Annotated in this window: 9 protein-coding genes, 2 pseudogenes and 1 other annotated feature; of the genes and pseudogenes, 3 read left to right on the forward strand and 8 right to left on the reverse strand. The window is 60.0% G+C overall.

Annotated elements, in window-relative coordinates; genetic code table 11:
- The coding region (locus FA740_RS19935) for a hypothetical protein (protein ID WP_211243755.1) at positions 1-184 on the reverse strand (184 nt) is incomplete at its 3' end.
- 111 nt (positions 185-295) lie between these two features.
- Here FA740_RS19935 and FA740_RS20240 point away from each other — a divergent pair.
- A pseudogene (locus FA740_RS20240) lies at positions 296-852 on the forward strand (IS3 family transposase); the annotation flags it as partial.
- Positions 577-693: a sequence feature (AL1L pseudoknot), on the forward strand. (Overlaps the previous pseudogene by 117 nt.)
- A gap of 27 nt (positions 853-879) precedes the next feature.
- Here the strand turns inward: FA740_RS20240 and FA740_RS18170 are convergent.
- Entirely contained in the window at positions 880-1,056 is a 177-nt protein-coding gene (locus tag FA740_RS18170; protein WP_211243753.1) for an integrase core domain-containing protein, read from the reverse strand.
- A gap of 76 nt (positions 1,057-1,132) precedes the next feature.
- Between FA740_RS18170 and FA740_RS18175 the strand changes: the two are divergent.
- Positions 1,133-2,358 (forward strand): annotated as a pseudogene (locus FA740_RS18175) (IS3 family transposase).
- Complete coding sequence (locus FA740_RS18180; protein ID WP_211243754.1) at positions 2,327-2,497, forward strand: integrase core domain-containing protein; 171 nt, start codon at positions 2,327-2,329, stop codon at positions 2,495-2,497. Before FA740_RS18175 ends, FA740_RS18180 begins: the two are co-directional and overlap by 32 nt.
- A gap of 256 nt (positions 2,498-2,753) precedes the next feature.
- Here the strand turns inward: FA740_RS18180 and FA740_RS18185 are convergent, their stop codons facing one another.
- The 6 genes from FA740_RS18185 to FA740_RS18210 all read right to left on the reverse strand — a co-directional run.
- Positions 2,754-5,132 (reverse strand): hypothetical protein, encoded by a 2,379-nt coding sequence (locus tag FA740_RS18185; protein ID WP_169306367.1) that lies wholly within the window; start codon positions 5,130-5,132, stop codon positions 2,754-2,756.
- A 4-nt stretch (positions 5,133-5,136) separates the two neighbouring features.
- Positions 5,137-6,483, reverse strand: a complete 1,347-nt coding sequence (locus FA740_RS18190; RefSeq protein ID WP_246053727.1) for a hypothetical protein — start codon at positions 6,481-6,483, stop codon at positions 5,137-5,139.
- Positions 6,484-6,629: 146 nt separating this feature from the next.
- Positions 6,630-8,846 (reverse strand): chromosome segregation ATPase-like protein, encoded by a 2,217-nt coding sequence (locus FA740_RS18195; protein WP_136858244.1) that lies wholly within the window; start codon positions 8,844-8,846, stop codon positions 6,630-6,632.
- A gap of 17 nt (positions 8,847-8,863) precedes the next feature.
- The gene (locus FA740_RS18200; protein WP_136858245.1) at positions 8,864-10,624 is read right to left on the reverse strand and encodes a coiled-coil domain-containing protein; all 1,761 of its coding nucleotides are present in this window, start codon (positions 10,622-10,624) and stop codon (positions 8,864-8,866) included.
- Entirely contained in the window at positions 10,596-13,760 is a 3,165-nt protein-coding gene (locus FA740_RS18205; protein ID WP_136858246.1) for an AAA domain-containing protein, read from the reverse strand. The genes FA740_RS18200 and FA740_RS18205 overlap by 29 nt, the downstream gene beginning before the upstream one ends.
- A 158-nt stretch (positions 13,761-13,918) precedes the next feature.
- On the reverse strand, positions 13,919-14,392 hold a 474-nt coding region (locus FA740_RS18210), incomplete at its 5' end, for an integrase core domain-containing protein (protein ID WP_136858247.1).

Consider the following 14,392-nt stretch of genomic DNA (forward strand, 5'->3'; position numbering starts at 1 on the left):
GTTTTTCCTGCACCTGCGCAACATGAAGGGTCATCTCTGGAACCACAAGCGGGTCTACCGCATCTATTGCGCGCTGGAATTGAACATGCGGAGTGAGCCATGGAACGCCACTGGTCCGATAGAGGTTGTTCGGCTGATTTAAACAGTTCCGAGCGTTTTCTAGGTGGTGTTCCGCCTCGGTCACGCCGCCACCACTTCGGGCATTGGCCGGTTGAAGTAGGCCGGATTGGGGGTTTGAACCGTGAACCGCGCCGGGTTTGCCGGAGGCTCCAACTCCTGAGTAAGGTAGAGCATCATGAGCAAGACCACGAACAAGTTTTCTTCGGAAGTGCGTGAACGCGCGGTGCGATTGGTCTTAGACAATCAGAACCAGCATGGATCGCGCTGGCAGGCGGTCTTGTCGATTTCATCGAAGATCGGCTGCGCGCCACAGACCCTGAACGATTAGGTCAAGAAGGCCGAGGTTGATAGCAGCAAACGTCCGGGCGTCTCCAGCGAGATGGCCGAGAAGATGAAGGCGCTGGAACGCGAGAACCGCGAGCTGCGCCAAGCGAACGAGATCCTTCGCAAGGCGTCAGCGTATTTTGCGATGGCGGAGCTCGACCGCCGGTCGAAGTGATGGTGGGGCTCATTGACGCGCATCGGGATGCGCACGGGGTCGAGCCGATCTGCGACGTGCTGCCGATCGCCCCATCCACCTACTATGATCACCTGGCGAAGCGGGCCGATCCTGCTCGCCTTTCGGACCGCGCCCGCCTTGATGAAGCCCTGCGCCGCGAGATCCGCCGTGTGTTCGAAGAGAACTGGCGCGTCTACGGCGTGCGTAAGATCTGGCACCAGCTGCGCCGCGATGTATTGACCCATCTGAATCTGCTCAGGTTAAGCGGCTAATCTGAATGCCTCGGCCGGCGTGCGCATGGCAAGCGCCTGATGGGGGCGGCGGTTGTTGTAGAAGCTGATCCAGTCGCCGATGACCCGGCTCGCATGCTGGATGCTCTCGAAGCGATGGCGGTGAACACATTGCTCCTTGAGTGTCCTGATGACGCGCTCGACCATGCCGTTCTGTTGGTGACCTACCACGGGATTTTTCCTCCACCAGCGACTAGAGTCCGCCCCAAGGAAGGGACGGATGATGAAGCGAACGATACGAACCGAAGAGCAGATCATCGGCATTCTGCAGGAGCATGAAGCGGGCGCGAAGTGCGCCGATCTCTGCCGCAAACACGGGATGTCGGAAGGCACGTTCTATGCCTGGAAGGCGAAGTATTCCGGGATGACGGTGTCGGAGGCCAAGCGGCTGAAGGCGCTTGAGGAGTGAGCCTGCGAACGCCATCGGTCCGAGAGAGCAGGCGAACAACGCCAGACTGAAGCGGCGGCTGGCCGAGCAGATGCTCGACATAGCGGCGATGAAGGAACTCTTGTCAAAAAAGTGGTAGCGCCCGCCGTGAAGCGCGAGGCAGTCGCGCATCTGAAGGCCCTGTTCGGGCTGTCGGAACGGCGGGCGTGCCAGATTGCCGGGGCGGACCGGAAGATGGTTCGATACCAGTCGCATAGGGCGCCTGACACCGCGCTGCGGAGCCGGCTACGCGACCTGGCCAATGAACGGCGCCGGTTCGGGTATCCGCGGCTGTTCGTGCTCTTGCGCCGTGAGGGAGAGCCTTCCGGGATCAACCGCATCTACCGGCTCTACAGCGAAGAAGGGTTAACTGTCCGCAAACGCAAAGCGCGCCGCAAGGCGCTTGGGACACGGGCCCCGATCCTGATCGAGGCGCGGGCCAATGCTTGCTGGTCGCTCGATTTCGTCCATGACCAGTTCGCCTGCGGGCGGCGGTTCCGCATCCTGAATGTGGTCGATGATGTCACCCGGGAATGCCTGGCGGCGATCCCGGACACGTCGATCTCGGGCCGCCGCGTGGCCCGGGAGCTGGCGGCACTGATCGAACGCCGCGGCAGGCCAGAATGATCGTTTCAGACAACGGGACCGAACTGACTTCAAACGCGATCTTGAAGTGGTGCGCCGAGCACAAGGTCGAATGGCACTAAATCGCGCCGGGCAAACCCATGCAGAACGGCTTCGTGGAAAGCTTCAACGGCAGGATGCGGGACGAGTTTCTGAACGAGACCCTGTTTCGCAACCTGGCCCATGCCCGTGATCTGATCGCGGCTTGGGTGACCGACTACAACACCGAACGCCCTCACTCGGCCCTCGGATACCAAACCCCTGCAGGTTTCGCCCTGCACCTGACCACCGCAATCGCCCATCCCGCTGCACGCGATGAGGGCTCCGCGCGCCGGCCGATTGCTCAACCCGCGCCAACAGGCGTAAATGACCACCGGGCTCCGGTCGCGGCTGGATGAAAAACCAGTGGCAGGTCATGTTCACCGCCATCGCTTCGAGAGCATCCAGCATGCGAGCCGGGTCATCGGCGACTGGATCAGCTTCTACAACAACCGCCGCCCCCATCAATCAGGCGCTTGCCATGCGCACGCCGACTGAGGCATTCAGATTAGCCGCTTAACCTGAGCGGATTCAGATGGGTCAATACACAAAAGCAACGCCTCCTTCCCCGTTGCAGGCTGTTTTTTTGAGTCTGTGTTGAGTCATTTGCGCAACGCAAAAAGCCGCCCTTCCGGACGGCTCGTAACGTTCTGTTATCGCGATATTTTTTTGGTTGCGGGGACAGACAACCACCGTCACCTACCCCAGCTAATGTGCTCAATTTAATATGAATGGCCAACGCACAGCAAAAGGGTCATGCGTCATACATTGCCGCTAATAGATCAGGGTTCTTTCCGGATCCTCGTAGCTCCTCAAGAGCAGCCGATAAGAGAGGCTGCCACTTGCGGGCTACCCGCTCAATCTTATCCACCCGCCGCGCGCGACGCGACAAATCCTCCAGCGCCCGCTCAACCGCGTGCGCCAACTGGTCAGCAAGGGGATCGTGCCCAACCACGAGAGCTCGAGCAGATTTCAGCCGCCAGCGCATAAGGCCCACGAGCAAAAATGGCGCATAGCTGAACTTTGTGTATTCTGTCCCTAAGCTGGCCTCGAATTCTTCAAGCACACGGGCGCCAAGCAGATCTACATCGGCGCGTTCGAGAATAGCGGGGCTTTCGTCTGAGCGCGATAGCAGGAAAGCAGCCGCGGCGGTTTCCTGGCGCCAGTTCCAAGAGCTCATGGGAGTCCTGAGCAGCAATGAAAGTGCCGCGCCTTCGTGGTCGGACGACCTGATGATCCGACCTAAGCCCTGACGGATGAGAATCCATGCCTGTGATGATGTAGCGAGCGGATAGGGCTCTGAAAGCAGGCGCGCTTTCCAAGCATCAAGCAGAATCGACACGACTTCGATTGGGCATCTTCGGAATTGCCACGTGAGAAATTTCAATGGCGCCGTGTCTGGCTCGATGCTGCCATTATTCATCTGCCTTACGGTAAGAAGAGCACGTTGCGTCAGGTCATCAAGCTGTTCGACTGAATGCCCCGGTGCGTCCGAGGGAACATCGCCATCGCTCGAAATGCAGTAGTGTCCATTTGGCCGGGCTGAAAGCTTGGTAGCGAGTTCTTCCCAGTCGGGCCTGCTTTTTCGAGAGTTCTGATCAAGAAGTGTTATCAGGCCCGGTCCTTTTGGACTGTCCTCCCAAGCAAACATGCCGCACGGCAGCACGAGCCGTTTCGGAATCGTCGGTGGCGGCGTTGCGAGGTCATCAAGCAGCTCTTCCCATGTCTGGTCCAAAATTTCTGCCGAATCCCAGTCTACCATGAATTGTAGTGAGAGCGTGGGCGCTTGCATCATGATCTTGGCGCGCCCCGCGGCAGGGACCTGTTCGACCCAGAGATCGACTGGCGCGGCTTCCTGCGATTGCGTGGCTACCTCGACAAGCGCCTTGCGAGGTTTGGCATGCGTTTCCTTCCTAAGATAGACATGAAAACGGTCCTGCCCGCCCATCAGCAAAAAGCGTGCAGGTTGGGGACTGCGATAAAGTCTTCCGGCAGGCAAGGTCTCTGACTCGTCGATCAGCTCGTAATGCTGGGCTCCCTTGGCACCTTGCACAATGGTTGCGATCCGCGGCAGAAAATCGAAGTATACCGTTTGCCCACTGGCGTGCCGTTCAGCCGCGATCAAGGCCCCCTGTGCCACCGAGGACACCGGAAGATCGACAAATGGCATGGGCAGGAAATCTCGCATCCGATCAATAATGAATTGCCGCACCCCTCCTTCTGTCAGGCTTTCGAAGAGGACGACGTCGCAACCTGCCAGACGAGCACCGACAACGTTCGGTAAGGTCTCCAGCGGCAAGGTCAAATGATCTGGCGGCACCAGAACATCCCATTCTCCGTTCGCACGCCGCAATGGCTCGGGCCTGGAGTTTAGACCAAACGCCAGTCTTCCTACGGACCGAGCGTTCAGGTAATGTTCCGTGATTCTGTCCGGGGCTTGCGCCAAGATCTGCGCGGCGGCGCTATCCACAAGGCCCTCGTAACCGAGCGGGGAAGTGACGAGATCACCGACCTGCCGCCGCTCCGGGGCGAAGTGCCGCACCTCACCCTTCCTCTCGGCTCTGATACGAAGCGTCTGAACCGAGAAGCCCGCCCCGACGTGACCAATGATGCCGATCAAGGCGCCGTCGCGAGTGGCGCTGGCCATCGTCTCGTCGTGGATCGCGTATAGCACTGACAGGACAGACCGCCAGACAAGAAGCGATTTTCCCGCCTTGGCGGCTGACAGAGCTAAAAAGAGGCGCTCTTGCAGCGGCTCCGTCACAAGATCGGTATCTTCGATAGAGGCGACGGAATAATTGGCCCCCTCGGCCAGACCAGTGAAGGCTGCGGCCAAGCATGCCGAAGAGGTGCCCTCCTCACACATCAGTGATCGGACCGAGTGGCGACGGTCAGGATGACCGAACACACCCCAACCGCCACCCCGCCCATGTGGAGCCAGATCGGCCTGTGCGCCGCCGATCCAGCGCGCGCCTTTGCCGTCGCCGGACAGAACCGCATCCGGAAGAACCGCCCCCTCCACAATTCGGAGGGTGCCAAACTCTTCTTCATCACCAGGACGGGCGACCCAGTTTCGGGCAGCGCCATCGCGCCAGCCATTCACGTCGAATCCACATAGCTTTCGGAACTTCATACGCTCACCGCCAAATATCGCGTCGGATGAATTCCCTCAGCGCTTCCATGCCAAGAGCAAGGCTGACGCCGGACGCATCGAGCGCGATGACATCGACATGCGCTTTGCCGCGTGATGCGACAAGGTGCTGGGGGTCCCCCTGTGCCGGCGTCAGAATGAGACCGTCCCGCATGATTTCGCCCGATGCGACCTGTCCGATCTCGCTCAGCCTTGAGGCTGCATCTTCTCCGCCGACCTGAATGTCCATCCGCTGCATAGCATGCGGGGTCCAGACGGCTATCCGCCTTGGCAACTCGGTTCTAGTAGGGTCCGTCACCCTCAACGACACATGCGCACGAGCGAGAGTCAGAAGTGGACCCGGCTGCTCTGGTCGCGCCTGCACTTCTACGATCCGGCCGGTCTCCTCCAGCCAGAACACTGCCAGCGGACGGTCCTGGTCGAACCAGCGGCCTTTAAACGCCTCTTGCCGCCAGACTATCGGAGACTGGGCAATTGGCCGCGCCTCATCCAGCTCGTCAATGGCCAGAACAATCGCGAGAACAGCGAAGTCCGTCCAGGTCTGTGCCTGCCATGCCCAGAGATCGTCGAGGATCCGCTCTCGGCGCAACAAGCGCACCCAGTTTTGGCGAACCGTTCGATATCCCCTGTCTTGCATCAACACGTAGTTCGGAGTCGTGCCGGGCTCTGCCAATCCGACGCCGAGTGCCTCCAAGTCGCATGCGATGGCCCTACAGCGCAGACGCAGCGTATCGACCAACCGGAACCTGTCACTTCCATGTGCTTGTCGATGCTCTCGTTGCCACTCCCGGGCCACCAGCGCAGCAAGGCGGACGTAGGAATGGAACACCCGGTTCTCGAGGGTGTCGAAGTTCTCATATCTCACTGTCGAGAGGATACGTTGCGCAGGCCCGGCACGCTCAGCAATTGTCCTGCCGGGCTGGCGACTGAGCCACAACATCGAGGCCCGATCCATCTCCTGCACGCGATCCAGTGGCGTTAGCTCACGCGTGCGCCTCAGAACGCGGCGGATCCGCTTCTCGAGGTCCTTGAGGACCGGACTAATCTCTCGCGCCTGCCTCACAATCTCTGACATCCTTGGATCGGCCTCATCCTCGGCCCGTTTCCAAGCGCCGCGAAGTCGAGGCCAGATCTGCGAGGGATCGTCCAAAGCATCCTCAAGCTCCTGGATGCGGGCGAGAACCTCGTTCATCCGGCGCAGGGTATCAGATGCAAATTCCTCGTCCGCCGTTCTAGGCTCATTGTTCAGCGGTGGGCGTATTGGGAACCCTTCGCGGGAGGGGTTCTGATCACGGGCGCGCTTAGGGTAGGGATGCAGCAGCAGCTTGCGCACCTCACCCCGGAAGGAGCCAGACATCAGCTCGGCATATGACACGCCGTTTGGGACGAGAGGCCCACTCTCGCTCAGCAGACAGGCGTCTGGACCGAATGGATCGTCGTCATCGATGTGTCTGGAAGACCAAGGCCGCAGGAGCCGCTTCATTCGCGGCCGACTCCCAGCCAAACGAATTGACCGGTGGTCTCGGCAGCGGCGACGGACTTGCTGATCGCTGTCGCCAATTCAGTGTCACCAAGGCCCGAAACAAACGCTTCAAGCTCGTCGAGCTCCTGACGTTTCGCTTCGACCTCAATGCCACGTAGCTTTGGCAATAGTCGCATCTCGACCTGATCCGCCAACGCATGGTTAACGATATCGGGGATCCCTTGGGTTCGAGGATATAGATCGACATAAGAAAGCATCGCGCGACCCAAGCGGTGGCCGAAGGGACGACCGATATCCTTCATCATCTCGGCCATCTGCTCGATCTTGCTTGCAGCGTCCTTTCGTTCGTGATCAGCGCGCCTCGGCTGCGCCCAGCGTTGCCATGTGCTACGCTTAAGAGCCACATCGGCCGGGCGCTCTCTTCCTGCAGCACCACTGTCGATCTTTCGCGGCGCCGCAAATCGGATTACGTTTGCCCGGTCGACGACCTTGTCAGACAGAGACTGGGTGCTCTCATCTTCGTTCATGGTCCCGGCGAACAGCAGATTGTATCCAGGGAAGATGCGCGGCGACTTTCCATCAGGCGTAGGGATCTCCAGTTCGATCTCTGCATCTTTCCGGCGACTTCCTTCGCCGACTTCGAATGCGGCCGGGCGACTTTCCAGTCGGCTTAAGAAATCAGAGAAGTAATACTCGACCCGTGCGAGGTTCATCTCATCCAACAGGATCATCAGCATTCGGTCGTGGAGAGCGCCTTCCGGGTTGTTGAGCTCGTCCATCGCCCAGAGCGCGCGCGCCATATCAGTCGGACGGAAACGACCTTCGACATAATTGTAGAAGCCCATCAAGTCCTGCGGGCTGTCCCATCGCGGCTGCACCGGCACCTGCAAAAAGCCAATTCCCATACCCGCCGCGTATTGCCGCGGAAGCTGGCTTTTGCCTGTGCCCGATATTCCTGCAAGCACGGCCATCTGAGTGCTCTCGTTGACCTTCATAGCCGTATGGAAAGCGCGAAGCTTACGGTCGGAGTAGGTCAGGCCCGTGGCGCGGAAGTGTCCCTGGACGCGCTGCAATGCATCGTTCTCATCGATAGCTTCGCTTTCTTCCCAGTTGCGCAGCACAGTGATCAACTGCGGCTCCACCTTCAGTTCGCGAAGGGGATCGTCGTCGGAGGTGCCAGCCTCACCGCTCTGGCGCGACAGTTTCGCATTGCGAGCTTCAAGCATTGCTCGCGTCTCCTCAAGACGGTCGATCTCGCGACGCATGTCATCAAGAGAAAAAACCGCGTTCGAGCGTTCGGCTGCCAGCACGGCCTTTTGCTCTTGCAGCTCGTTGACGTGAGACGTCAGTTCGCCAACCTGATCTTGCAGATCTGTCAGCTCCAGACGCGAAGCGTCCAGATCGGCCTTAATGCGATCAAGCCCGGCCTGATTGCGCCGCATGCGCTCTTCCGCATCCCTGCTCTGTGCTTCTGCCCCGCGCAGCGCCAGCTCGACCGCAGAAAGATCTGCCAAGGCCTTTGTCCGCGCGTTCTCAACCTCCGCCGCGGCGTTGCGTGACGCTGCAATCCGGGTGTCCAGCTCATCAACTCGGTCCTGTCCGGCGTCGATCTGCCCTTGAAGCCGGGCAACATCGGCTTCAAGGGCGATGGCCCGGCCGTCAAGATGCGCAACTCTCTCCTTGGCCTCCTCCAAAAGCCGTAGTTCAGGCTTGAGCTGCTCAATGCGATTTGCCAGCTCTTCCCGCTCCTTCTTCAAGCTTTCAATCTGATCTAGAAGTCGCTCTGCCCGTGCCAGCCGGTCGCGGATTTCTTCGTGCTCGGCTTTGGCTGCCGCGAACTCTCCGTCGAAGCGCAGCTTTTCGACTTGCACCTCCTCGAGTTCTCGGCGCAGGGCCAAAACTTCCTGCCGGCGCGGCTCCATCTGGTTCCATTCGTCCAGCAGATCGTCGCGCTTGCGCGTGAGGGCATCGACCTCGGCCTGAACGTCGGCGACCACTGCCAACGCCTCGCGGCGCTTCTGCAAATCGTGCTCAATATCTGCCAGCGTGGCGCGCTTTTCGGTGATGCGGGCAAAAATGGCCCGTTCCTCCTCAAGCGGTCCCTGGATGGAACGGCCGTGGTCATACCGTGTTGCCAGCCAAAAATGCAAAACCGTAAGAAACGCCAAGGCACCAGCGACGAACAGAACGAGGATAGGGCTTCCGGTCAACATGGTCTACGCTTTCTCAATCATTCATCGGCCAGGGGCGTCTGGGATTGGTCTGATGATGCATCTGGCTCCCTCATCGGACCGATTTCTTGGACTGGGACATCCTGCTCCGGCGAAAGAATAGCGCTCACGGGCTGCGCATCATTCAGTGCTTCGGGCACGATCTGACTGTCGGCCGCGGCCGCTGCGACCTCGCCGCGCAAGGTCGTCAGTCGTTGCTCCCAGATATCGTTCTGAGTAGAGAGCTCTTGCCCACGAGCCTCAGCCAATTCCACCTCTGCAAGAATCGCACTCCGGACGATGATTTGCTGTTCAAGGCGTGCAAGATCAGCTTGAGCCGAGGTGCGCGCCGTTTCCAATGCCTCGCGCTCAGCCAAGGCCTCCGCCAAGGCGCCCTGTGCCCCCGACAGGGCCTCCTGCAGTGCCCTTTCTCGCGCTTCCGCCAGTTGGACTGCCCCCTCGATAGCACTCCTTCGGGCCACCGCGCCAGCTTCTGCGGTCTCCGCAGCGGCTTGACGTCCCTGAACGGCAGCCAGAGCCTCCTGCGCCTTTTCCAGGGAGGACGTCGCCTCGCTAAACTGGGTGGCGAAGGCACCGATCTCGGCCTGTCGGCGCGCGACCTCTTCGGCCAGCGCATCGCGCTGACCGGTCAGGGTGGCGATCTGGCCCTGCGCGGCTTCGATCTGTGCAAGGACCGCGCGATCACGCGTGATCGCTTCCTGAAAAGTGCCAAGCTCGGCCTGAACCCGGTCGCGCTCTGCGTGTGCGGTATCGCGGTCCGTCTGGACCTGCTGAAGCGCTTGCCGGGCGGAAGTCAGAGCGGACGCCGCCTGCTGCTGTGCTTCCTGTGCAGCCTGCCGTGCCTGTTCCACTTGTTGTAGCTTGGTCGCGGCCTCTTCAGCTTCTTGGGTCCAATCCCCACGCTGTCGCTCCAGACCGTCCACCTGGGTCCTTAGACTTGCGAGCTGGCCTTCAGCAACCCCGCGGGCCTGCACAGCCTCTGCAAGCCTTAAGCCTTCTTGCTCTACTTGCTCCTGAAGGGAAGCAAGACGATCCTGCGCAGTCTGCTGGCCGGCCTCGATGTCGCGCAACGCGATACGGGCCGCCGATAACTTCTGCCCAAGTTCGGTGTCCTCGGCTCGCAGTGCCTCCACGCGGGCCTTAAGCGGCTCGAGCCCCTCTTTTTCAACCTGAAGCCGCTCGACGTCGGAGGAGACGGTGTTTCGTTGATCCTGCAAAGCCAGAAGTGAATCCTGCGATGTCGCCAGTTCAGTGCGAGCGACAGAGGTAGAGGCCTCCAGCTCTTGCTTCCGGCGCTCGAGGTCAGCGACAGCGCGCTGCAACGTCTCGCTCCGGGAAGTCAGCGACTGTAATCTGCCGCTTTCCCGCTCGCCTGTCGCGATTACCTCGCGGGCCCCTGCCTCGCGCTCGCGAAGGCTCACCAGCCTGGCCTCCGCGGCTTCTGTCGCCTCAAGAGCCGCTTTTTCAGCCGCCGCCGCCTCGTCTCGCCCCTGCTCCGCGCGGCGCAGTTCATTGGAGGCAGCGCTAAGCTTGGCCTCAAGCTGCGAGAGCTCAGCACTCAGATTCTCTCGGGCCATTCGCAGCTGCTCGCGCTGTCCCGAGTAATGACTTATATCCCGTTCTATCTGGCCATACCGCTCGCTCAGGGTGTTAACCTGCCATGCCAGCGCACCAATCCCAGCCAGAGTCATGACGGTCAGGACACCTGCGAGGTAGCTGAACGCCCGCGATCTACGAAAGGTCTCGTTCGACGAGGTCAAGACATGCCTCCATATCCTTTGAAAGTTCATCTACCCAGAACCGGCGAACCTGCCAGCCCAGCGATTGCAGTTGATGGTCACGCCAGACGTCCGACATCTTGCGTCGGCCGTCACTGTCCTGATGCCAGTGCCGGCCATCGACCTCTAGGTCGAGTTTCACACCGTTCCGACCGAACAGGGCAAAATCGAGGCGCCTGCCCGCGATCTCGTATTGTGGCTCTGGGTCGAGTCCGCGATCCTTGAGCCCATGGAACACTCGCCGTTCCCATTCGCTGTCAAACACGCCCTCTCCGATTGATCGCCGTGGCTCTGTAGCGACAGCGGCAAGACGGGCCAACGCAGCCACTTTTCCAGAACGTGCGTAACTAAGGTCGCCGAACACATGTGCCACGGCCCGTGCCCGCGAAATGGCAACGTTGATGCGCCGAAGATCTTTTTGCAGGAAGGTGACGGCAGAAAGGGCGCTGCTGTTGGACAGGCAAGGCGAAAACAGAATCAGGTCGCGCTCCTGCCCCTGAAACCCGTCGACGGTTGCAGCACGGAATTCCGCTGCCTCGAGTTTCTGTATCGGCACTCTGGCTCGCACCGTAGTTTCGATCGCTTGAACCTGTGGACGGAAGGGCGAGATCACGCCAACGCTACCGTCATATCCTTGCTTGACCAATAGCTCATAGACATGCCCTGCGATCGCCTCGGCCTCTGCGGGATTGACATTACCCTTCTGCGCCAGTGCCGGCGCCGAAACGTGTGTCCACGCAATACCGGGCTTCTGTCCCAGAGGAGGCCGGATGGCCGAGGGGTCGTAGGACGTAGCCAATTGCCCGCCATAGAAGGTCGAACTGATGTAATCTACGATCGGCCCGGCCGAGCGGTATTGATGCCTCAACAGCACACGCGACACCGAGGGAACACGCTTGGCAAAGTCGAACAGTGACTGCTTGCTCTGCGCAAAACGCCCCATACCCGAAGTCGGAAGGCCCTGAGCCTTCATCAGGTTTCGATCCTGCGCCTGACCCAACTGCGGAATGAAGCTGAGCTGACGATCGTCTCCTACCACGACGGCTCGCTTTGCCCTGGCAAATAGAGGGAGCGCCGAAGCGATGTCGCATTGGCTCGCCTCGTCGAAAATGACGAGGTCAAACAAGCCATCGTCGAGAGGGATCCGCTTGGGCGTCCCCAGCACCGAGGCGAGCCAAAGAGGCCTATGCTGCAGGACCGGGCGAACCAGTTCTGATGGAAGAGACCGGCCACCGTGGAACTGATGGTCGGCAAAGGCTGCCTCCAAAGCCTGTCGGTCATCCTCTGACAGGGCCACACGGGCGGAAAGGGCAGACGGCAGGATGGTTTGCGCCAGATCCTTCAGTTCATCAGTCAGCTTGACGGGATCTCCGCTCTGGGAAAGCGCATCGCGCTCTGCGCGGACAGTGTCCAGACGCGCCTTCAAGACCTTCAACGGCACTCCCTCGGGAAGAGGGGGCCGTGGGGTTTCCAAGGGGCTGGCCGGTAATCGTCTGAACAGGGTCAAGGTCAAACGCCAAATTCTGAGAAGGAAATCCGGCGCCCTTTCACCTGGAGCGGCCTGCCGGCCAGTTGTGGCGGCGAACCGCTCGCGCGCATCAATCCGCTCTACCAGTTCGGAGATTTCGCACTCCAACGTCGCACGCTGTCGGATAAGGTCAAGGGACACCCGTCGCTCTGCCGACAGCACATTGGCTCTCGCCAAAAGCTCCTGATCCAGTGAACGCGGTAGGGCAATCGCATCCTTGAGCATCTCGGTCAGCACATGCTCAACCGATCTGTCGATATCACGTTGCGGATTGAGCGTTCGCACGAGGAACGGCAGATCTGGCGCAAGCCCGCCTAGGCGCTCCTCTACAGCATCCAGCGCTTGGTGATTCTTTGACGCCACAAGCACAATTCCGCCATTCAGCAGGACCGAAGCTGCCATCGATACGATAGCTTGGCTCTTCCCCGTGCCTGGCGGCCCGGTTACCACCGTCAACGGCGCTTGGCAGGCATGCCGAACAGCATCGCACTGCTCGCCGTTGAGCAAGCCTACGTTGATGTCGGGCGCCGGTTGCCCCGTTAGGACAGGCTCCAAGCCCAGAACAGGCGCCAAGGCTGTTTGACTCAGCCTCTCAACCGACCATGAGCCGATCGCATCGAGGTCGCGCACGACACCGGCGGTAAAGGTCGACTCGGTCGGAAGAAAAAGCGCGGCGATGTCGAAGATACCACCAGCATCAAGATCGATCTGAGCCACCATTTGATGACCGTTGAGCCGCCCACGCATATGCCTTGCGGCTGCCTCACGAAGCCTTGGAAGGAACTCTTCTGTGCGCAGCCCCACCCCGTCGGTTGAAGCGAGAATTTGAGCTAGCTCAGCCTTCTTCCAGCCGGACGTTCGGGCTGCGCCCTCCAGCCATGCCGGGTTCACGAGGACATCGTCCTCGTCGATGGTCACACGCAAGCAATTTGCGGAGCGCGTCCACTCGGCTGCTAGCAGGCCTACCGGCCAAATTGCTGGGGCGCCTGACTGCCTGCCAACCATGATCGGCCAACCCACGGCCAGCGTCATTTCATTCGCCTGACGCCGGAGCAACGCCTGTCGAAATTCCGGGGGAAGGGATTCCAAATCGAATGATAAGACGCGCCGCGTGTTAGGCTCGGGATTCAAGGGGCCTCGACCCGTCACCAAAACCCACTGCGCACCGTGACGATCAGGCGCCTGCGTGACCGCTCCCCTTGGATCTGACCTCAGAGCTGAACGCCAGTAACGCAGCAACGCCTGCGGATCAATGACACCGGAGTCTTCATCATCTCCAAGCTCGTCAACGACGGACAAAGCCTCGGTCTGAAAAACACCTGGGACCGCATAAAGAAAATCGCTTTTGCCATTGGTAGAACTTGCGACGATGCCTTGCAAAGACGGTGTAGCGAGAGCCTGATTTGCAGCGATTGGTATCCAGCGTCCTCCACGCTCAGAGCGGATTTCGCCGGAAAGCGCCAGTGCCTGCAGTTCCGCCAAAACCGCGCGTCGCCTGTCTTGATCGAAAGCTGCACCAACGAGAACAATTAGTTCCTCAGTAGTTCGGCCTCGGGGAAATGCTTCAATCGTTCGTTTGACAATAGACACTTGTAGAACTCTTTCCAGATCCTGATGGACTCGAATCCACTTTCAAAATGCCGGCGTCCCCGGACCTGCAGCCTTATGCCTTATTGCACCCATTAGTTAAGAAAACATCGCTGTCGGAAGGTAATCCTCCCCGTTTTAACGGGGTTTGGTCGTAGAACTCACGCAGCCATTTTCAGTTTCTGTGCGGGTGTTATGCCGCCGATGCCCATGTTGGGTCGCTCGTTGTTGTAAGTCCAGAGCCAGTCGGTTGCGATACTCTGTGCCTCCGCGATGGTTTCAAAAATGTAGAGGTCGAGCCATTCATGGCGGACGGTGCGGTTGTAGCGCTCGACGTAAGCGTTCTGCTGCGGTTTGCCGGGCTGGATGTGGGTCAGGACAATGCCCTGCTTTGCGGCCCAGTTTGCCAGGGTTGCGCTGATGTATTCCGGGCCGTTGTCGACCCTGATGGCCATGGGCTTGCCGCGCCACTCGATGATCTGGTTCAGCGCCCGAACCACGCGCTCGGCCGGAAGCGAAAAGTCGACCTCAATGCCCAGACCCTCGCGGTTGAAGTCGTCGAGCACGTTCAGCAGCCGGAATTGGCGACCATCGGCCAGACGGTCGGCCATGAAGTCCATGGACCACACGAGGTT

The organism is Paracoccus hibiscisoli (genome assembly GCF_005048265.1).
In the GTDB taxonomy this organism is placed as follows: Bacteria; Pseudomonadota; Alphaproteobacteria; order Rhodobacterales; family Rhodobacteraceae; genus Paracoccus; species Paracoccus hibiscisoli.